This is a genomic window from Streptosporangium sp. NPDC001681 (assembly GCF_040298085.1).
Taxonomy (GTDB): Bacteria; Actinomycetota; Actinomycetes; order Streptosporangiales; family Streptosporangiaceae; genus Streptosporangium.
Genome location: NZ_JBEOZN010000080.1, coordinates 1 through 20,465 on the forward strand (window position 1 = coordinate 1; position 20,465 = coordinate 20,465).

Here is a 20,465-nt window from a genome sequence, read left to right on the forward strand (position 1 = left end):
CAGATACTCGCTGAGCAGGCTGTCCCTGTACGGCTTCGGGCTCTTGAGGTGCGTTGAGGTTGTCGGTCAGCTTCGCCGCCGCGGCCGCGGCGACGAGACCGGCACCGGCGTTGCCCCGGTAGGTGGCGGCGGTCAGCAGCGCCGACGCCGCGGCGTTGCCGTTGAGCGCGGTGACCACCTGGGCGGCGGTGCTGTTGGCCGCACCGGACGCGTCGGTGCCGAGGTTGACCACGACGTCCTTGCCGCTCACCGAGACGCTCAGCGCGGCCGAGGCGGCGTCCGGCTTGACCAGTGCGACGCTGAGGTCGTTGCCGCCCTCGTGCCCGTACGCCTTGGAGGTCACGTAGAGCGTGCTCGCCGCGACCGTGCCGAACTGGGCCTGCGCCTGCCGGCGGTAGCCGTTCGTCTTGTTGGGCAGGTCGACGATCTGGCTGATCTTCGGGAACTCCGCGGCCAGGGCGGTGATCCGGTTGGTGAGCTCGGTGGGGTCCATGTAGCGGTCGACGAAGTCCGCGACGTAGTGCTTGCTCGGCGACTTGCGCTTCTCACCCAGCCACTTGGTCACCGGGACCGTGACCGAGCCGCCCCGGCTGCTGGTGATGGTGACCTTGGTGGGAACCGCGGTGAGGGCCAGCGGCGAGCTGAACCGGTGGTACATGTACTGGCCGGCATCGGTGAAACGCGACATCGTCGCGCTGCCGCCCGAGTCGGGGGCCGTCCCCTTGCCACTGTCCCAGGTGGCGGTGAGCACGGTCTGCGCGTCGGTGGCGCTCGACTTGACCTCCACCGAGAGGAAGTGCTCGTTGTCGAGGCTGGTGAACCACTCGGCGCGGAGCGGGGTCAGCGTGTCGACGTCCGCCGCCTCCGCCTGCGCCGCCTTGGTGAGCGCCTCCTGCCGTGCGGCCCTGTTCTCGGCCACGTCGGTCTGGTCGGAGATGGCATCGCGCACGTCGAAGCCGAGGACGCGCAGTTCCTGAGCCTCCTCCGGGCTCAGTACGGCGTGCACCTCCAGACCCTCGTCGACGGGCCTGCGGTACTCCGCGAGGTCGACGCCCATGTTGTTGAGCCGGTCGATGGACTCCTGGTCGGGAACGATGACGCGCAGCAGCGCCACGCCGTTCTGCTCTGTGCTGGACTGCCGGTCGGGGGCGACCTCACTGGCCTGCGGCGCCGGATCGGCCAGCACAGGCATCGCGCTGAGGCTGAGGGCAAGGGGCAGGGCGAGCACGACCGCGGCGCGACCGACTCTCCTCCCATTGAGGGGGCTCCTCATGAAAAATTCCTCCAGTTCGCGCACACCCCAGGTAGTTGGTCATTCTGGAATGAAGTGCGCAATTGGCAAGAATCCTCGCCAGAGGCCGAATATTCGTCAAGGCCCCAAAAGGGCATATCAGGCGTACTTAAATTCTGTAAGCAAATATTCACATGAAGGTTATATATGACTCGCGCCATTCACCCCGAGACTGTGGTATATAGCAAAGATCAATAGCCTGTCAAGTAAGTACATCGCGTAATTGATGACCGTTTGGGCGATTTGTAGCCCTTAGTACACATATGTCGTGATCGGCGGCCCCCTTCGTCGACCCCACCGTCGACCGGAGCCTGCCGGCGAGGCGCTTGGGGGCGTTGACCATGCCTCGAACCCTCTCACAAACATTTCTCAAAACAATCTCGGCCGAGGACTTGAGTGAGAACGAGTCATGGGAGGGATTCGAGGCTGTCGGCCGTCCCGTGCGGCGTTTTGGTGATCTTCTCTCGGAATCGAGTGTTTGTGAGAAGCGGCTCGGCGCGGGACGAGGCAGGGTGGGGGCCTCCTACAGTGGGTGTTTGTGCTTTACGGCAGATCTGCGGAAATCAGCGCACTCGACGAGGTGATCGCGCGGGCTCGCGACGGTTTCGGCGGCGCGGTGGTGTTGCGGGGCGAGGCAGGCGCGGGCAAGACCGCCTTGCTCGACGCGGCGGCCGCGCGCGGTGGTGCGATGCGGGTGTTGCGGGCCACCGGCGTTGAGTCCGAGTCCGACCTCGCGTTCGCGGCGCTGCACCAGGTGCTGTGGCCGGTGGCCGGTTCGCTCGACGCACTGCCCGAGCCGCAGCGCGATGCCGTGCGCGCGGCCCTGGGGCTTGCCGCGGGCAGTCTCGGCGATCGGTACGGCCTGGCGCGAACGCGGCCCGATCGGCCTCATCCGGGCCGGGGACGGAGGTCGGGGCCGGGCGGGTGGCGTTGGCCGAGCTGGAGGAGAGCGGGCTGGCCGAGGTGTCGGGCACGAGCGTGCGTTTCGGTCATCCGCTCATCCGATCCGCGGTGCACGAGGCGGCCGGTGCCGCCGACGTCCGCCGCGTGCACGCCGTTCTGGCGGAGCTGACCGCGGATGACCGCCGCGCCTGGCACCTGGCCGGAGCCGCCCTGGGTCAGGACGAGCAGGTCGCCGCTGCGCTGGTGGCCGCCGCGGAGCGGGCGCGTGACCGTGGCGGGTACGGCGCCGCCGCCACGGCCCTGGCCAGGGCCGCCGAGCTGACCCCCGAGCCGCGCGCCCGTGCCGTCCGCCTGAAGGACGCCGCCGTCGCGGCCTGGCTCGGCGGCCGCCCGGGACAGGCGGAGTCGCTGCTGGCCGAGGCGCGCGAACGGGCCGACGGGGACGCCACCCTCGCCATGGAGATCGCCCAGCTCCGGGGCCGGTTCGAGCTGAACTCGGGCAACGCCGCCGAGGCCATCCGGATCCTGGCGGCGGGTGACAGCTTGGGCATGCTGGCCGATGCCGTGGAGGCGGCCTCGTACGTCGGTGACACGGCGGCCATCGTCGAGCTCGGCCGACGGGCGGCGGCGCACCCCGAAGGGTTCTTGCGGGACACGGTGGCCGGGATCGGCCTGACTCTGGACGGCGACGCCGCCGGGCCGGGCCTGCTGCGGCGGGCACTGGTGCGAGCCGGCGAGCTGGAGGACGCGGCGGGGTACCTGTGGGCGACGGCCGCGGCCAGCGCTCTGGGCGAGTCGGATCTGGCGACCGAGATGGCCGAGCGGGCCGGGCGAGTGGCCAGGGTGTCGGGGATGACCGGGCAGCTGCCCGTCGTGCTGGAGTTCGTGGCGACCGCAGAGCGTATCGGCGGTCGGCTGGCGCGCAGCCAGGCCGTCTCCGAGGAGGGCCTGGCGCTGGCCCGGGAGGCCGGGTACGAGAACACGGTGGCCGCGCACCTGGCCAACCTGGCGGTGCTGGCGGCGCTGCGGGGTGAGGAGGAGCCCTGCGAGCGGCAGGCCCGCGAGGCGCTGGCCATCGCCATCCCGCACCGGGTGGGATTGCGCGCGGGCGTTGCGGCGTACGCGCTGGCGATGCTCGACCTGTGCCTGGACCGCTACGCGGCGGCGCACGACCGTTTCACGGCCATCGCCGCGGCGCGACCGGGTGCCGGGCATCCGACCGTGGTGTGGCGGATGGCGCCGGACCGCGTCGAGGCCGCCGTGCGCGCGGGCGACGAGGCGGGCGCGCGGGCGGCGCTGGAGGCGTACGAGCAGTGGTCGGCGCACGCCGCGACGCCCGAATCGCGCGCGCTGCTGGCTCGCTGCCGGGGCCTGGCCGACTCCTCCGAGGACGCCTTCGGCGAGGCGCTGCGGCTGCACACCAACCCGTTCGAGGCGGCCAGGACGGCCCTGCTGCTGGGTGAGCGTCTGCGCCGCGCGCAGCGGCCGGGCGAGGCGCGGGCGCATCTGCGGACGGCGTGGGAGACGTTCGAGCAGGCGGGTGCCCGGCCGTGGGCGCGGCGCGCGCTGGAGGAGTTGCGGGCGGCGGGAGAGAGCGGGCAGGCCCCGCCGGCGGCCGTGCTCGACGCGCTGACCCCGCAGGAGCTGCGCATCGCGGGCCTGGTCGCCGACGGGTTGTCGAGCAAGCAGATCGCCGCCCGGCTCTTCCTGAGCCCGCGCACGGTCGAGTACCACCTGTACAAGATCTATCCGAAGCTGGGCATCGGCTCCCGTACGGATCTGGCGCGGCTAGTAGTTCTACAGAAGGCGCCCGTAGCCGGAGACGACATGCTCTGAGGCATGCAAAACGTGACCATCTGGAGTGAGGAGTTCGGCGCCGAGACGGACGCGCCGATCCTGTTGATCATGGGTTCTATGTCGCAGGGCATCCTGTGGCCGGACGAGTTCGTCGGCCGCCTGACCGCCGGAGGCCGCCGGGTGATCCGGTACGACCACCGTGACACCGGCATGTCGGGCACCGTCGACTTCGCGACCGAGCCGTACACGTGGGACGACATCAAGAACGACGTCTACCGTGTGATGGACGCCCACGGATTGGACGGCGCGCACCTGGTCGGCCACTCGGCGGGCGGGCTGCTCGGCCAGTTCATCGCCGTGGAACGGCCGGAGCGGGTGCGCTCGCTGACCGTCATCGCCTCCTCGCCGCTCGGCGGCGGCGAGGGCCAGGTGCTCCTGCGGGCCCTGACGGGGCAGCCACAGCCCGAGGGGAGCCTGCCCGAGCCGGCGCCGGAGTTCGTGGCCTTCTACCGCGCGCTGATGGCCGCCCCGCCGCCGCAGGACCGGCGCGCGCTGATCGACGGCATGATCGCCGAGCAGCGCGTGCTGCACGGCACCGGGCTGTCTTTCGACGAGGACGCGGCGCGCCGGCTGCAGGAGCGGATCCATGAGCGGGCCCGCGACCTGTCAGCGGTGGCCAATCACCGGCTGGCCGCGGCGGCCAACCCCGATTTCGAGCCGGTGGGCGTGCTACACCAGGTGAAGGCACCCACCCTGGTCATCGAGGGCAGCCACGAGCCGGTCAAACCGGGTCACGGCGCGATCATCGCCGAGCGGATCCCGGGGGCGCGGCTGACGATCGTGGCGGGCATGGGGCACACACTGCCGCCCGAGGCGCACGAGGAACTGGCCACCGCCATCCTCGCGCACACAGCAGAGTGACGCACGTTCCTGATCGACGACGAACTGTTCGACGCAGAGCAAGGGCATCGAAGCACCGGGCCGCCCCCGGATGCGGCACGGACGGCAGCTGGGCCCCCAAGAAGGCCATCAAGTTCCACAAACCTCAGTAACACCCACCAAAAACGCAATACGCCTTTAGACCCGCCACCTCCCTCCCCGATCGCTACCCTTCGCAATGAAAAGTCAACGGTGAGTAAAGAGGGCACTCATGGGGCGAAGGTTGATCGTGACGGCGATCGCGGGGGCGGGGGTGGCCGTCGTCGCCGGTGCGCTGCTGTTCGTCTCCGGCGAGCAGGGGTCGCAGGCGGCGAGGTCCGCCCCGCAGATGCCCGCGCGGGAGGACCCACTGACCGGTCAGGAGGTCGCCCAGGCCACCACGATCGCGTCGGCGGGCTCCAGATCGCACCTGGCCGCGGGGCGGATCAAGCTGCTCTACGTGGAGCGCGACGACGACAAGGACACCTCGGACCGCCGCCGTGCGGACGCGTATCTCTACGACTACGGCAGTGACCGGCTCATCGTGCGGACCGTCGACCTCGGCCGGGGCACCGTCGTGCGGGAGACGGTGGCCCGGGGGGTGCAGCCGCCGCCGTCGAAGGAGGAGGAGACGACGGCCGCCGGACTCCTGCTGGCCCACCCGGGATACGGCAAGGTCGCGCGCGAGGCGTACGCCAGGGCGGGGGGCGGGCGGCTGGGGTCGGCGGCGGACCTGGGGCTGCGCGGGCTGATCTTCACCCCGTCCGGCGAGAAGGGACCGGCCAGGCGGTGCGAGGTCCACCGGTGCCTGCGGCTGTTCGTCCGGCTGCCCGACGGCACCTGGCTGGACACCAGCCGACTCGTCGTCGACCTGTCCGCGAAGAAGATCCACACCCTGGAGTGGTAATCAGTGTTCCTCCGTTTCGCCCTCTCCTGCGCCCTGCTCGCCGGAACTCTCACCGCCCCACAGGCGGCCGCACCGATACCGCCGCTCCCCTCGCCCGGCGCGTCGTCCGGCGCTCCGGCGGAGACGACCGCCGCGCAGCCCGCGACGGCACCGTGTAACGCGCCGTACCGGATCGACAAGACCCTGCCCAACGGGGCGCGCTGGCAGCTCTGCTGGGAGATGCGCAACGTCGAGGGGCTGACCCTGACCAGGGTCGTCTACACGCCGAGGAACCAGCGGGCGATCGCCGTGCTGCGCAGCACCTCGCTGGCCCAGATCCACGTGCCCTACGACAGGGGCCGGCCGCGCTACCACGACATCGGGTCGCTGGGCTACACCGCCATCCCGCTCCGGGCGGCCGACTGCCCGCTCGGCGAGCGTCGCGAGCAGTTCGTCTGCGTGACGACCAGGGCCCGCGGCCACGCGTACCTGAAATCGGTCCCCGACCAGCCGAACCTGACGGCCCAGGGGCGTGACCTGGTGGTGTTCGCCGCCTTCCAGGTCGGCTGGTACACCTACCTGGCCGAATGGGCCTTCTCCGACGACGGCGCGATCACCCCGCGGGTGGGGGCCACCGGGTCACTCGCCGGATTCACCACCACGCCGGAGCACGGCTGGCCCATCGGGGTGGGCGACGACAGGTTCGAGGCGAGCCACACGCACAACATCTTCTGGCGCCTGGACTTCGACGTGGCGGGCCGGGCCGACGACGTCGTGGAGCAGTACGACTTCAGCGGCTCGGGCACCGCGAACCGGCGGCTCGAGCGGACGACGTTCAGCACGGAGGCCAAGGCCGTCAGCAGGCCGATGCGCTGGTGGCGGGTGGTGGACCGCAAGGTGCGCAACGCCGACGGGCACCGCGTCTCCTGGGAGATCAACAACTCCGACAGCGCCCAGTACCGGGGCCCCGCCGACGAGGCCTTCACCCGGGCCGATCTCTACGTCACCGACTACCGCTCCTGCGAGCGCCTGGCGAGCGTCAACCCGACTCCCCAGTGCGCCAGGTCCGTCGACCGCTACACCAACGGCGAGCGGCTGACCGACCCGGTCCTGTGGGTCAACGTCGGCTACCACCACGTCCCTCGCGACGAGGACGCCGACCCCATGCCGAGCCACTGGCAGGGCTTCCGCATCACCCCCCGCGACGTCACCGCCAAGAACCCGTACTGACGCCGCCGGGCATCCGGGCCGGATGCCTCGCCCGGCCCGGGTGCCCGGCACCGCCGGTGGAGGGCGTTCCGGTATGCCCCATATAACCGACAATCGTCACTTTTCTCTCACTCAGATCTGCACCTTTTCCCAGCACGCATGGTGATAGTGGACAAGGGCATGGGTTGAGAGACCCGGGTAGGGCAAGGTAGGGGCTATCGATCTACGGGAGTGAGTCATGAACGCGCACTTGGATCTGGACCGGCTCGCGGGCGGAGCGCACCATGACCCGCACTCGATCCTCGGGGCGCACCAGGGTCCCGAGGGTGTGACGATACGGACGCTGCGCCCGCTGGCGCAGAAGGTCCAGGCCCTCGTCGACGACAGGGCCCACGACATGAGGCACGTGGCCCACGGCGTTTTCGCGGTGACGATCCCCGGCCTCGACAAGATCCCCGACTACCGGCTCCGGATCGCCTACCCCGATGCCGAGCCCTACGAGACGGACGACCCCTACCGGCACTGGCCCACTCTGGGCGAGATGGATCTGCACCTCATCGGCGAGGGGCGCCACGAGCGGCTCTGGGAGACCCTCGGCGCGCGGGTCATGCGACACGAGGACACCGAGGGCACGGCCTTCGCCGTGTGGGCGCCCAACGCCCATGGTGTCCGGGTCATCGGCGACTTCAACCACTGGGACGGCACCGCGTACCCCATGCGCTCGCTCGGCAGGTCGGGCGTGTGGGAGCTGTTCATCCCCGGTCTCGGCCCCGGCGACCGTTACAAGTTCGGCATCCTCGGCTCGGACGGGATCTGGCGGGCCAAGGCCGACCCGATGGCCCGGCGTACCGAGATGCCGCCCGCGACCGCGTCGGTGATCGAGAAGTCGGAGTACACCTGGCGGGACGAGGAGTGGATGCGGCGCCGCGCCGACAGCGTCGCGGTGCGGGAGCCGATGAGCGTCTACGAGGTACACCTCGGCTCCTGGCGCCCCGGCCTGTCGTACCGGGAGCTGGCCGTCGAGCTGGTCGACTACGTGGTGGACATGGGGTTCACGCACGTGGAGTTCATGCCGGTGGCCGAGCATCCGTTCGGCGGTTCCTGGGGCTACCAGGTGACGTCCTACTACGCGCCGACCGCCCGTTTCGGCTCCCCCGACGACTTCCGTCACCTGGTCGACAGCCTGCACGAGGCGGGCATCGGGGTGCTGGTCGACTGGGTGCCCGCACACTTCCCGATGGACGACTGGGCGCTGGCCAGGTTCGACGGCACCCCGCTGTACGAGCACGCCGACCCCGCGCGGGGCGAACACCCCGAGTGGGGCACCTACATCTTCGACTTCGGCCGCAGGGAGGTGCGCAACTTCCTGGTCGCCAACGCGGTGTACTGGCTGCGCGAGTTCCACGTCGACGGGCTGCGCGTCGACGCGGTGGCCTCGATGCTCTACCTCGACTACTCGCGGCGCGAGGGCGAGTGGACGCCGAACGAGTACGGCGGCAGGGAGAACCTCGACGCGGTCGAGTTCCTCAAGGAGATGAACGCGGTCGCCTACCGCGAGGCGCCGGGCATCGTCACCGTCGCCGAGGAGTCGACCGCGTGGCCGGGCGTCTCACGCCCGGTGCACCTGGGCGGGCTCGGCTTCGGGTTCAAGTGGAACATGGGCTGGATGCACGACACGCTCGCCTACCTCAGGCACGAGCCGATCTTCCGCCAGTACCACCACCACCAGATGACGTTCTCGCTGATGTACGCGTACTCGGAGAACTTCGTGCTGCCGCTGTCGCACGACGAGGTGGTGCACGGCAAGGGGTCGCTGCTCGGCAAGATGCCCGGCGACGAGTGGCAGCGGTTCGCGAACCTGCGCGCGCTGTTCGCCTTCATGTGGGCCCACCCCGGCAAGCAGTTGCTGTTCATGGGCGGCGAGTTCGGCCAGGGCTCGGAGTGGTCGGAGGAGCGCGGGCTCGACTGGTGGGTGCTCGACTTCGACGGGCACAGGGGGGTGCAGCGGCTGGTCCGCGACCTCAACCGGGTCTACAAGAACTCTCCCGCCCTGTGGAGCGTGGACGCCTCCCCCGAAGGGTTCCGCTGGATCGACGCCGACGACGCGCTGGGCAACGTGTTCTCCTTCCTCCGCTACGCCGAGGACGGCTCGGCGGTGGCCTGCGTGGCCAACTTCTCCGGCGCCCCGCACGAGAACTACCGCCTTGGCCTGCCCTTCCCCGGCTCGTGGGAGGAGGTGCTCAACACCGACGCCTACGACTACGCGGGCAGCGGCGTGGGCAACCTCGGCTCCGTCGAGGCCGTCGAGGAGCAGCGCCACGGCCTGCCGTACTCCACCACACTGCGCGTCCCGCCGCTGGGCGCCCTCTGGCTGCGCCACCCCGGCGCGTCTGAGTCAACCGTGGAGTCCACCGTGGAGCCCGCAGCGGACGAGCGCGCGGTGGAAATCGTACGGGAGCAACCGGGGAGGCGGGCCGCGACCGAGTCGCCCGCCGACGAGCCGGAGGAGCGCGAGGAGGCCGAACCGGCCTGATCGAGGCTCGGTGCCCCGGCGATCGGCTCCCTGACCCGTCTCTTGACCGGTGAGGCGACGGCGACGTTCGGGCGCCGCCCCTTCGGAACGGCCTCCCCGGGAACCGGACCGCAGAGGGCCGGTCACGCGACCGCGTGACCGGCCCTCTCCGCGTTTTCGCCCCCCTGCCTCCACCCGCTTCCCCCAAAACCTTAAATCGGCCTTATATCCATGACCGAGGCATTGACCGCCGGCGAAGGAGAACCTACGCTCAGGAAACTAATAGGAAACTTTCCTATGAGTACGGGGGCTTGGCACTCTCTGACCTGGAGCGACCCTTGCGACGAATTACCATCGGCTCCTTCATCGCAGCGGCGGCGCTGCTGGTTCCCCTGGGGATCGGCACCGCGACGGCCGCCACACCCGCAACCGCGACGTACTCGACCGCCTCCGACTGGGGTTCCGGCTTCGAGGGCAAGGTCGTCGTCAAGGCCGGCACGAGCGCGCTGACCAGTTGGAAGGTCGAGTTCGACCTCCCCGCCGGCAAGTCGATCAGCTCGGCCTGGGACGCGGACATGACCAAGAGCGGGGACCACTACACCTTCGTCAACAAGTCGTGGAACGGCGCGCTGGCGGCGGGTGCCTCGGTGAGCTTCGGCTTCAACGGCGCGCCCGGCGGGGTGTCCGGCGTGCTGAACTGCAAGATCAACGGCGCCACCTGCGACGGCACCGGCGGCCCCGACCCGACGCCCACCCCGACTCCGACGGTGACCCCGACCCCCACCCCCACGCCGACCGTGACCCCGACCGTCGACCCCTCCGCCAAGAAGCTCATCGGCTACTTCACCCAGTGGGGCGTCTACGGCCGCAACTACCATGTGAAGAACCTGGTCACCAGCGGTTCCGCGAGCAAGCTGACGCACATCCTGTACGCCTTCGGCAACACCACCGGCGGCAGGTGCACCATCGGTGACTCCTACGCCGACTACGACAAGGCATACACCGCGGACCAGAGCGTCGACGGCGTGGCCGACACCTGGGACCAGCCGCTGCGTGGCAACTTCAACCAGCTCCGCAAGCTGAAGAAGGCGTACCCGAACATCAAGGTCATCTGGTCCTTCGGCGGCTGGACCTGGTCCGGCGGCTTCACCCAGGCCGCGGCCAACCCGACCGCGTTCGCCGACTCCTGCTACAACCTGGTCGAGGACCCGCGCTGGGCGGACGTGTTCGACGGCATCGACATCGACTGGGAGTACCCCAACTCCTGCGGTCTCACCTGTGACAACAGCGGCCCGAACGCGTTCAAGAACGTGATCTCCGCGCTGCGGGCCAAGTTCGGCACCGGCAACCTGGTCACGGCGGCCATCACCGCCGACGGCTCCACCGGCGGCAAGATGGACGTCGCCGACTACGCCGGCGCGGTCTCGAATCTCAACTGGCTCATGCCGATGACCTACGACTTCTTCGGCGCCTGGGACGCCCAGGGTCCGACGGCTCCGCACTCGCCCCTCACCGCCCTCCCCAACCCCACGAAGCCCGGCTTCTACTCCGACGCCGCCATCCAGAAGCTGAAGGGCAAGGGCGTGCCCGCCAACAAGCTCATGCTCGGCATCGGCTTCTACGGTCGCGGCTGGACCGGCGTGACCCAGGCGGCCCCCGGCGGCACCGCCACCGGTCCCGCCCCCGGCACCTACGAGCAGGGCAACGAGGACTACAAGGTCCTCAAGACCAAGTGCCCGGCCACCGGCACCGTCGCCGGCACCGCCTACGGCTTCTGCAACGGCCAGTGGTGGGGCTACGACACCCCCGCCACCATCACCGGCAAGATGACCTACGCCAAGAACCAGGGCCTGGGTGGTGCGTTCTTCTGGGAGACCAGCGGCGACACCGCGAACGGTGAGCTCATCACCGCCATGTCCAACGGTCTCAAGTAATATCCCAATCACTCGACCCTCCGTGTGCGTCACGCCGCGGGGGGTCGAGCAGTTTCTGAGAAGATCCTCAAAATCCGGGGCAAAGTATTCACTCGGCGCATATCGCTGCTTAGACTCCGAAACGCCCTTTGATCCCCCCGGAGGACGTGTGCGAGTTCGAGCCCTGGTGGCCATGGCGTTGGTTCTCACCATCGCACCTGCGGTACCCGCCCTCGCCGAGAGCCCCCCGGCTCCCCCGAGCGCCTCCGCGAGTCCGTCCCCCGGCCCGGATGAGACCGCGCCCGCCGACGTACCGGCCCCGCCCGCCGACGGCGAGACCCCACCCGGCGACGGCGAGTCCCAGCCCGGCGACGGCGAGTCCCAGCCCGGCGACGGCGAGTCCCAGCCCGGTGACGGCGAGTCCCAGCCCGGTGACGGCGAACCTCAGCCGAAGCTGGAGGCGGGGCTCGCCTCGGAGAGCGACGGGACCCGGGTGATCGTCGAACTGGCGGCCCCCGAGGAGGCGGCGCCGGTGGCCGGGGAGGCGGAGCGGCTACCCGATGCCCAGGTCGTCCTCGAACCCTCCGACACCTCGTTCATCGTGGTCGAGGGCAGCGGCGAGTCACTCGCCAAGCTGGCCGAGGACCCGCGCGTCCTGTCCATCCGCCGCGACCGCACCTACTCCCCCGCCTCACTGGGTTCGCTGGGCTCGCTGGCCTCCAGCCTGCAGGTGATCGGCGCGGACAAGGCGCACGCCGCCGGGATCAAGGGGGAGGGCCAGACGATCGCGATCATCGACACCGGGATCGACGCCGACCACCCCGACTTCGGGGGCAAGGTCGTGGAGCAGGCCTGCTTCTCCGCGACGGACGAGGGCGCGCAGTCCCTGTGCCCGAACGGGCAGACGAGCGACCCCGGATCCGCCGACGCCGAGACCCCCGCCTGCGTCCACGAGCAGGTCAACCTCTGCGACCACGGCACCCACGTGGCGGGCATCGCCCACGCCGTCGCCCCCGACGCGGACATCGTGGCGATCCAGGTCTTCAGCAGGTTCAATGACTGCGACGAGGCGGGCGGGGCCTGCCTGAGCGCGTTCGAGTCCACCATCCTGCTCGCCCTGGAGCACATCGCGAAGCTCAAGGAGGGCGGTAGGAACGTCGCCGCGGTGAACCTCAGCCTCGGCGGCGGCCTCTACGAGAGTGCGTGCGACACCGAGCCCGAGGTGGCGTCGTTGAAGAGCAGGATCGACGACCTTCGCGCCAAGGGCGTGGCCGTGGTGGCCGCCGCCGGGAACGAGGGCGTGTCCGGCGCCGGAGCTCCCGGCTGCCTCTCCGGCGCGGTGACCGTGGGCGCGACGGGTGACGACGACAACATCCCCTACTGGTCCAACTACGGCTCCGTGCTCGACCTCTTCGCCCCCGGCCTGGAGATCGACTCCGCGGTGCCGGGCGGCGGCCACCAGGTCTACAGCGGCACCTCGATGTCCACCCCGTTCGTCACCGGTGCCCTGGCGCTGATGGCCCAGAAGGCACCGGGCACCCCGGACGCGCTGGAGGCCGCGCTGAAGACCGCGGGCCGGCAGATCACCTACGGCAGCGTGACCACCCCCCGCCTCGACCTGAACGCCGCGATCGCCGGGGGCGCCCCCGGCGACCCCATCACCCAGACCCCTCCCCCCGACTCCCCCGATTCCCCGGAGGACCCGTCCGAGGAGCCCGACCCGGAAACCAGCCCTGAGCCGAGCTCGGGTCCCTCCCCATCGCCCACCCCGGCCGATCCGGTGCCGACGCCGATCCCGCTGCCGACGGTGACGGTGACGGTGACGGTGACCGTCCCCCCGACAACTCCCTCGACGGCGGCCCCCACGGTGTGCACGCGCGGCAAGTCCACGAAGACGCTGACCACCGCGCAGTGGGCGACGGAGATCAGCCGGGGCAAGGGGACGATCCCGGACGCGACGCTCGGCTGCTACCTCGGCCTGGTGAGCAAGGCCAGCAAGGTCTTCTCCGAGGTCACCCGCGCCTCCACTCTGGGCACCGCGTACAAGGTGCTCAAACCCGCGAAGAAGACGTCGAAGGCCAAGCTGGAGAGCGAGCTGCTGGCCGCCTGGCTGAACTGGGCGAACGGCGGGGTGAACTTCACCGCGAAGATCAAGGAGACGGCGACGCTGAAGACGGTCCTCACCTCGGTGGAGAAGCAGCACCTGAAGGGCACCACTCCCGCCGCGTCCACCTCGCTGCTCAAGAAGCAGGTGAACGCCCGCCGGGCCGCCTAGTGCGTCGCTCCTCAGACGTGGCCAAACTCCTCAGGGCAGAGGAGGGACGAGGGGCCGGCGACTCTTCTCGCCAGGCGGGCTGCTTCGGCCGCGCGGGTCCGGGAGATGAACGCGAACTGTTCGCCGGACTCTCGTAGGCCGTACCGGCTCCCGCCCGGCCCCCACGGCCGCGGCGCGGGCCGCCCGGTCGCCGTCTGCCCGCTTCGGCGCGATCACCTGCGCACGGGCCATGCGCACCGGGCAGGTGGCGAACATGACCGTCCCAGTGATCTCCAAGCCGGTCTCCAGTGCCCGCCTCTAGCGTCATTCGGGGCCTTCGCGCCGGGCGCGACACCAAAAGTCGGCCCCGGGCATGTGAGCCCCCCTGAGGAGAGATAGTGGTGAAGTCTGGGAGATGAAGAGCGTGAGCCGGCGTCAGTGGAGCAGATGGCAGCGGGCGGTCACAGGACTGACGATCGGCGTATTGGTTGTCGTCTCAGGGTTCGTATGGCGGGCAGTGACGGCGACCGTGACCATAATCCCCTCCTGGACCTACAACGTCGGCTACAGGACCTCCGCGCCGGCGGTGGCCGACGGTGTGGTGTACGTCCTCGGCGGCGAGGCCGACGAGGACAGGATGTACGCCCTGGACGCGGCGACCGGCAAGCAACGCTGGACCCACAAACTTCCCAGAGTTCCCTCAAACGAATACTCCGAACCGGTGGTGGCCGGAGATGTCGTATACACCACCAATGACGGCAGGATGTACGCCCTGGACACGACGACCGGCGAGCAGCGCTGGACCTATGACACCCGTAACCGCGCCAAAGTCGACCTCAGCCCGGTGGTAACCGGCGACGCCGTGTACTTCAATGACGATGCCGGCAGGGTGTACGCCCTGGACGCGGCCACCGGCAAGCAACGCTGGGCCTACAAAAACCACGACCTCGTCGACATCACCTCCAGGCGGGTGGTGGCTGGCGATGCCGTGTACTTCGGCGACGATGTCGGCAGGGTGCATGCCCTGGACGCGGCCACCGGCAAGCACCGCTGGACCTACGAAACCAATAAGGGCGAGGAGGTCGACTCCGGCCCGGTGGTAACCGGCGATGCCGTGTACTTCAGTGACGATATCGGCAGGGTGTACGCCCTGGACGCGGCCACCGGCAAGCACCGCTGGGCCTCCAGAAACCGCAGCCTCGTCGACGTCACCTTCAGTCCGGTGGTGGCCGGAGGGGTCGTGTACTTCGGCGATGACAATGTGTATGCCCTGGACGCGGCGACCGGCGAGCAACGCTGGACCTCTGAAATTCGCGGCATCCCCTGCTCCGGCGTGATAGTGGCCGACGGCGTGGTATATGCCGTATATGCCCGCAAAGCCGAGAAAAGGATGTACGCCCTGGACGCGGTGACCGGCACCGAACGCTGGACCTACGAGGTTTCCAACGGCGACTTCTCCTCCGATCCGGTGGTGGCCGACGGTGTGGTGTATCTCGACGATGACGAGGAGAACAGGGTGCACGCCCTGGACGCGGCGACCGGCACCGAACGCTGGACCTATGAAACCGACGGCAGTATCCACAGGCCGGTGGTGGCCGACGGCGTCGTGTACATCTCCACCACCGGCGGCACGGTACATGCCGTGAGAGCGACGACGGGATAAGGCCGACCAGCCGTTTCTGTCCGCCAACCGGCGACGTCGGCCTGCCGCAGCACATCCATGCAGGAGCCGGTGATGGCGGTGACCGAGCACCTCATCGCCTTCTCGGGGACTGGCTGAGCAATGAATCGTCGTGCTTGGGGAGCACGGGGACAGCGTGACTTCAACGTGAACCTTTGGTGCCACGTCGGGCTAGTAGTCGGTGTAGGCAGCAGACATTGAACCGGGCCCGCACCAAGGTTCGAAACGCGCTGGGGGGAATCGCTGATGAACGACAGTGAACTGCTGGAGAAGATGAGAGCGCAGATCCCCTTGCGGGATCCCGACGAGCTGGCCATGGCCATCGGCTGGCAGCCGGGGGAGCCGTACAAGACGCGGCGATCTCGTCGAGCATGGCTGGGGTCGCTTCCGTCATCCAGTGCCGCGCCCGTGGGGGCGGCGCGGCGGCTGGTCATCGGTGCGGTGGTGACGGCGGGTCTCGTGACGGCCGCCGTGGTCGGCCCGAGCCTGGTGACGGATGGCACGGGCAGCGCCACGTCCTATGCCAGCTCGGCCATCGATATCAAGCAGGAGGGCGGACAGTGGGTGGCCCGGATCAAGGATCCACTCGCTGAGCATGAGAGATACACCGAGGCGTTCAGTGCTGTCGGGCTGAAGGTCGAGTTGCAGCTCGTGCCTGTCTCGCCGACCTTCGTTGGAGACCTGCTCCTGACGGAGAGCCTAGACGGCGCCAAGTCGACGGGAACGTTCGAGGGTGGCCGCGAACCCGTCGGCTGCGAGATCGGCGAGGCAGGTTGCCACCTGGCGTTTCGGGTTCCTGTCGGGTTCGAGGAAGAGGTACGAACTCAGCTGGGCAGGCCGGCGGAGCCCGGTGAGCGCTACCAGGCGGCAGCCTCTGCCACCGCCAAGGGCGAGATGCTCGAGGGCGTGGAGTTGGACGATCGTACGGTGGCCGAGGTGCTCGGGCAGGTACGCAAGCGTGACCTGCAGGTCGTCTACCAGATGGTGAAGTCCGATCCCGACGCTTCGACGGTCAACTGGATCGACGGGAAGAAGGGCCGCTTCCACCTGTCGTACGAGCCCATCGCCGCGGACGCCGTCGGCTCGGACTGGCTCGTGTGGGCGGCACAGCCGCAAAGCGAAGGAGTGGTCAGGCTCGTGGTCACACCACAGCCGCTGAAGGCCGTCGCCCCGAGACCCACCGACGGCCCACCCGAATCCTGATCGAACGCAGCCCGACGTACACCTTGCGGCGCGTAACCGCGAGCGCGCCGCAAGCCGACAGGGCGTCGCGGTGGAATCCGGCGGTTTCCCGGCCGGGTGCTCAGCTCGCTCGACTTGAGCTGAGCACGGTCGTGGAGGTCCTGCGGGCCGGCTTCCCCGACGCGCGCCTTGCGGTGCCGCGCGCTGCGGTGGCGGCGCTCACGCCTGGATGAGGGTGAGGACGTTGCCGGCCGGGTCCTTGACCTGCGCCTTGACCACCCAGCCGTTGTCGGTCGGCGGCATGGTGACCGTGCCGCCCAGTTCGGCCGCGCGGCGGACCGCCTGCTCAAGGTCCGGGACCACCACGCCCAGGGTGACACCGGCCTGTTCGGTTTCAACGATCGCCCCGCCCAGCCCGCCGGGTGTCTGCACCAGCGCATATCCCGGCCCCTTGCGGTTGATCTGCCAGTCCAGCAGATCACCGTAGAAGCGGTGCAGGCCCGCGTCGTCCGGGCCGCCGATGTCGAAATGCGCCACCGCGTTCGCCGGGCGCACAGTCTGCTCGTTCATGTCGTGTCCTCCTGGGTCTCTTCGCTGTCCTGGGCTCGGACGACGGCCGGAAAAGCCCGCACGAGCAGATCGGCAAGCTGGTGAAGCCGTGCAGGGCAGGCCCGGTAGAGCCGATACGTCCGGTTGACTCTCATCGTGACCAAGCCGGTCTTGCGCAGCACCTTCAGGTGCTCCGAAACGCTGGCCGGGGCCAGGCCGAGCCGGTCGGCCAGTTCTCCCGCACCACGCTCACGCTCCCAGACCTCGAAGAGGATGCGCCGACGGTGTCTGCCGGCCACGGCGCGCAGGAGTTCGTCGAGATCATCCGGCTCAATCACGACGGCGATGCTATTTCGGATTAATCCGAAATAGCAAATGATCGATCACCCCCGACGTGAGGCAGGGACCGCGTACCCGGCGGGCAGGTGAACCTCACCACACCACACAACCCCGGCACCGCCGATGAGGGACCACCCACCGCGTCCCCGGCAGGCAGGCGAACACCCGGCGGGGCCGGTGAAAGCAGGACACCGGTGACCCCCGCCCCGCCTCCCCGGAAAGTCGGCGAACCTACGCCGATCCGCATAAGCCCGGTATGTGTCGCTTAGGGTGAAGGGCATGGACGCGACCAAGGTGATCATCGATACCGTCGACCGGTTCAAGCAGCGGCGTACCGCTCCGCTGGTCCTTGAACTCGACCTCACCGAGGGCCTGACCGACGGCGCCCCGGCGGATCCGCTGGGCGCCATCCTCGCAATGCGCAAGACGAGCCTGGCCGACGTACTGGCCGGGCTCAAGCGTGCCAGGAAGGACGACCGGGTCAAGGCCCTGATCGTCAAGATCGGCGTCCAGTCACCGGGGCTCGCGGCCGTCCAGGAGCTCCGCCAGGCCGTCGCCCTCTTCCGGGCCTCAGGCAAGCTGACCGTCGCGTTCGCCGAGAGCTTCGGCGAGTTCGGCGGGGGCACCGTTCCCTACTATCTGGCCAGCGCGTTCGAGCGGGTCTACCTCCAGCCGTCCGGCGACGTCGGGCTCACCGGCATCGCGATGGAGCAGCGCTTCCTGCGGGGCGCGCTCGGCAAGCTCGGCGTCGAGTACCAGCTCGGCCAGCGGCACGAGTACAAGACGGCCGCCAACACCTTCACCCAGGACCACATGACCGACGCCCACCGCGAGTCGATGGGCCGCATCACCGAGTCGGTCACCGAGCAGGTCGTGGCGGGCGTCGCCGAGGGGCGCGGGCTGGAGCCCGCCAGGGTACGCGAGCTGATCGACCAGGGCCCGTTCATCGGCGCCGAGGCCGTCGACGCCGGGCTCGTCGACCGGATGGCCTACCGCGACGAGGTCTACGACGAGGTCAAGCAGGAGGTCGGCGACAACGCGCTGCTGCTGTACGTCGGCCGCTACGCCAAGGCGCTGACCGCGAAGAAGCTCCCGCACCCGGGCGAGCAGGCCGTCGCGCTGGTCCGCGGCAACGGCGCGATCCGGCTCGGCCGCAGCGGCCGCAGCCCGATGGGCGGTGGCGGCGCGATGGGCTCCGACACCGTCTGCGCCGCACTACGCGCCGCCCGCCGTGATGACAACGTCAAGGCGGTCGTCTTCCGGGTCGACAGCCCTGGCGGCTCGTACGTGGCCTCCGACGCCATCTGGCGCGAGGTGGTGCTCACCCGCAAGGCCGGCAAGCCCATCGTGATCTCGATGGGCGACCTGGCCGCCTCCGGCGGATACATGGTCTCGATGGCCGCCGACGTCATCGTGGCCCAGCCGGGCACGCTCACCGGCTCCATCGGCGTGTTCGGCGGCAAGGCGGTCATCGGCGGCCTGCTGGAGAAGATCGGCGTCACCTCGGAGACCGTCGGCGAGGGTGCCAACTCCGGGATGTTCTCCCCCACGAACGCCTTCTCCGAGGCGCAGTGGGCGCGGATCAACGCCTGGCTCGACCGGGTCTACGACGACTTCGTGAACAAGGTCGCCGAGGGCCGTGGCCTGACCCGCGAGCGCGCCCACGAGCTGGCCAAGGGCCGGGTCTGGACCGGGGCCGACGCCCTGGAGAACGGGCTCGTCGACGAGCTCGGCGGTCTGGAGGACGCCCTGGCCGTGGCCCGCAGGAAGGCCGGCCTGCCCGCCGACGCCCCGGTGCGCGCCTACCCCAGGCTCAACCCGCTGGAGCGGCTGCGCCCCGCGGAGTCCAGCGAGGACAAGGCCGCCGCGCTGGCCCAGGTCCGCGTGGAGGCATGGGGCCCCCTCGCCCATCTCGCGGGCGAGCTGGGCCTGCCCTCGTACGGGCCGCTCATCCTGCCGGGCTCGTGGACGATCCGCTGACAGCCCTTCACTGAGAGAGCCGCCGCGTTCGGATGAGATGTCCGGCGCGGCGGCTTTTTCCGTATGGAAAGGGCGAGCGGATCGGGCGGCTTTCGTCACCGAGCCCTCTCCTGTTCGGGCTGCCCTTCTCCCACACGGAGAGGGCGAGCGGCGGTCCGGTAGCTCAGCGGTAGCGGCTCCGGTAGCGGGCCAGCGGTGGAACGGACGCGTTGACGTAGTCGATCCCGAGAACCTTGGCGATGAAGAGCGTGTGGTCCCCGGCCGGGACGACCTTGACCGTCTCGGCCTCCAGCGCGGTGACGCCGCCGTCCACGATGAGGGCCCCGCTCAGCTCACCCCGGTGATGCGGCATGCCCGCGAGCAGCAGCCTGGCACCGGGACGGCCCGCGGTGGCGAACCGGCTGGCGACCGTCTTCTGCCCGGCCGACAGCACGCTGGCGGCCCAGCGGTCGTGCCGGAGCAGCAGCTCGTTGAGATATCCGGCGTTGTCCAGGCTCACCATCACCAGCGGCGGGTCCAGCGAGATCGAGGTGAACGTGCCGACCGTGACCCCCACATCGTCCCGCTCGTCCTTCACCGTGACGACCGTCACCCCGGTCACCACCTGGGCCATGGACTCGACGAACTCGTTCATGGCGCCCATCATCCCGGAGCCGGGCGGAGGCGGAGCATCCGCCCGGCAAGGCCGTGGTCGCGCGGGACCGATCAGGGTTTCGCCAGGCAGGACAGCGACGGCACCGGACGGGTTCGATCATGACCGCTTCCGGCCAGGATCTCCCCATCGCACCCGGTCACCGACGGAGCGATGCCCTCATCATCAGCGGATGTCCGAAACCAGGTCTTAGCCGCTGTTCCTCATGAATGCCGCCGCCTCTTACCAGGCATGAGCTGGTCTTTTAGGAAAACCTCTCTCCGGCGAACCGCACGAGACGACCAAAGGTGATCACATCTTCTCTCTGCGTCGTCGTTTTTGTCTCGTCGCTTCACGACTATGCGTCACAGCTCACTCACATGTTCGATATCTCATCTTCCCAAACCTGACCATCACGTC

The 20,465-nt window shown here is 69.5% G+C and carries 13 protein-coding genes and 2 pseudogenes; 11 read left to right on the plus strand and 4 right to left on the minus strand.

Annotated elements, in window-relative coordinates; translation table 11 throughout:
- Nucleotides 1–1,273, minus strand: a pseudogene (locus tag ABT130_RS30355) (hypothetical protein); the annotation flags it as partial.
- 598 nt (nucleotides 1,274–1,871) lie between these two features.
- Here ABT130_RS30355 and ABT130_RS30360 point away from each other — a divergent pair.
- The 10 genes and pseudogenes from ABT130_RS30360 to ABT130_RS30405 form a co-directional block, all read left to right on the plus strand.
- Nucleotides 1,872–2,072, plus strand: a pseudogene (locus ABT130_RS30360) (hypothetical protein); the annotation flags it as partial.
- A gap of 143 nt (nucleotides 2,073–2,215) precedes the next feature.
- Nucleotides 2,216–4,030: a LuxR C-terminal-related transcriptional regulator gene (locus ABT130_RS30365; RefSeq protein ID WP_350961040.1), complete on the plus strand. Its 1,815-nt coding sequence runs from the start codon at nucleotides 2,216–2,218 to the stop codon at nucleotides 4,028–4,030.
- 3 nt (nucleotides 4,031–4,033) lie between these two features.
- Complete coding sequence (locus tag ABT130_RS30370; protein ID WP_350961043.1) at nucleotides 4,034–4,912, plus strand: alpha/beta hydrolase; 879 nt, start codon at nucleotides 4,034–4,036, stop codon at nucleotides 4,910–4,912.
- Between the two features lie 229 nt (nucleotides 4,913–5,141).
- Nucleotides 5,142–5,816: a hypothetical protein gene (locus ABT130_RS30375; RefSeq protein WP_350961046.1), complete on the plus strand. Its 675-nt coding sequence runs from the start codon at nucleotides 5,142–5,144 to the stop codon at nucleotides 5,814–5,816.
- A gap of 3 nt (nucleotides 5,817–5,819) precedes the next feature.
- Nucleotides 5,820–7,025, plus strand: coding sequence for a copper amine oxidase (locus tag ABT130_RS30380; protein WP_350961049.1), 1,206 nt, complete (start codon nucleotides 5,820–5,822; stop codon nucleotides 7,023–7,025).
- Nucleotides 7,026–7,242: 217 nt separating this feature from the next.
- On the plus strand, nucleotides 7,243–9,537 hold the full coding sequence (gene glgB / locus ABT130_RS30385; RefSeq protein WP_350961052.1) for a 1,4-alpha-glucan branching protein GlgB: 2,295 nt from the start codon (nucleotides 7,243–7,245) through the stop codon (nucleotides 9,535–9,537).
- Nucleotides 9,538–9,854: 317 nt separating this feature from the next.
- The gene (locus ABT130_RS30390) at nucleotides 9,855–11,450 is read left to right on the plus strand and encodes a glycosyl hydrolase family 18 protein (RefSeq protein ID WP_350961055.1); all 1,596 of its coding nucleotides are present in this window, start codon (nucleotides 9,855–9,857) and stop codon (nucleotides 11,448–11,450) included.
- Between the two features lie 148 nt (nucleotides 11,451–11,598).
- On the plus strand, nucleotides 11,599–13,704 hold the full coding sequence (locus tag ABT130_RS30395; RefSeq protein ID WP_350961058.1) for a S8 family peptidase: 2,106 nt from the start codon (nucleotides 11,599–11,601) through the stop codon (nucleotides 13,702–13,704).
- A 394-nt stretch (nucleotides 13,705–14,098) separates the two neighbouring features.
- The gene (locus ABT130_RS30400; protein ID WP_350961060.1) at nucleotides 14,099–15,346 is read left to right on the plus strand and encodes an outer membrane protein assembly factor BamB family protein; all 1,248 of its coding nucleotides are present in this window, start codon (nucleotides 14,099–14,101) and stop codon (nucleotides 15,344–15,346) included.
- 264 nt (nucleotides 15,347–15,610) lie between these two features.
- Nucleotides 15,611–16,567 (plus strand): hypothetical protein, encoded by a 957-nt coding sequence (locus ABT130_RS30405; protein ID WP_350961063.1) that lies wholly within the window; start codon nucleotides 15,611–15,613, stop codon nucleotides 16,565–16,567.
- A 198-nt stretch (nucleotides 16,568–16,765) separates the two neighbouring features.
- On the opposite strand, the gene ABT130_RS30410 is transcribed toward ABT130_RS30405, so the two are convergent.
- Both ABT130_RS30410 and ABT130_RS30415 read right to left on the minus strand, forming a co-directional pair.
- A complete protein-coding gene (locus tag ABT130_RS30410) occupies nucleotides 16,766–17,116 on the minus strand; it encodes a VOC family protein (protein ID WP_350961065.1) in 351 nt (116 codons plus the stop codon).
- Nucleotides 17,113–17,433 carry an ArsR/SmtB family transcription factor gene (locus tag ABT130_RS30415; RefSeq protein ID WP_350961067.1) on the minus strand — a complete coding sequence of 107 codons (321 nt, stop codon included), beginning with the start codon at nucleotides 17,431–17,433 and terminating at the stop codon, nucleotides 17,113–17,115. The genes ABT130_RS30410 and ABT130_RS30415 overlap by 4 nt, the downstream gene beginning before the upstream one ends.
- Before the next feature lie 280 nt (nucleotides 17,434–17,713).
- Here ABT130_RS30415 and sppA point away from each other — a divergent pair, with 280 nt between their 5' ends.
- Complete coding sequence (gene sppA, locus ABT130_RS30420; protein WP_350961070.1) at nucleotides 17,714–19,414, plus strand: signal peptide peptidase SppA; 1,701 nt, start codon at nucleotides 17,714–17,716, stop codon at nucleotides 19,412–19,414.
- Nucleotides 19,415–19,577: 163 nt separating this feature from the next.
- Here the strand turns inward: sppA and ABT130_RS30425 are convergent, their stop codons facing one another.
- On the minus strand, nucleotides 19,578–20,048 hold the full coding sequence (locus tag ABT130_RS30425; RefSeq protein ID WP_350961072.1) for a flavin reductase family protein: 471 nt from the start codon (nucleotides 20,046–20,048) through the stop codon (nucleotides 19,578–19,580).
- Nucleotides 20,049–20,465: the final 417 nt, after the last annotated feature.

Coding starts and splice junctions, on each gene's coding strand:
- ABT130_RS30370 (WP_350961043.1), top strand. CDS start 4,034: ATGCAAAACGTGACCATCTGGAGTGAGGAGTTCGGCGCCGAGACGGAC.
- ABT130_RS30375 (WP_350961046.1), top strand. CDS start 5,142: ATGGGGCGAAGGTTGATCGTGACGGCGATCGCGGGGGCGGGGGTGGCC.
- glgB (WP_350961052.1), top strand. CDS start 7,243: ATGAACGCGCACTTGGATCTGGACCGGCTCGCGGGCGGAGCGCACCAT.
- ABT130_RS30400 (WP_350961060.1), top strand. CDS start 14,099: ATGAAGAGCGTGAGCCGGCGTCAGTGGAGCAGATGGCAGCGGGCGGTC.
- ABT130_RS30405 (WP_350961063.1), top strand. CDS start 15,611: ATGAACGACAGTGAACTGCTGGAGAAGATGAGAGCGCAGATCCCCTTG.
- ABT130_RS30410 (WP_350961065.1), bottom strand. CDS start 17,116: ATGAACGAGCAGACTGTGCGCCCGGCGAACGCGGTGGCGCATTTCGAC.
- sppA (WP_350961070.1), top strand. CDS start 17,714: ATGGACGCGACCAAGGTGATCATCGATACCGTCGACCGGTTCAAGCAG.
- ABT130_RS30425 (WP_350961072.1), bottom strand. CDS start 20,048: ATGAACGAGTTCGTCGAGTCCATGGCCCAGGTGGTGACCGGGGTGACG.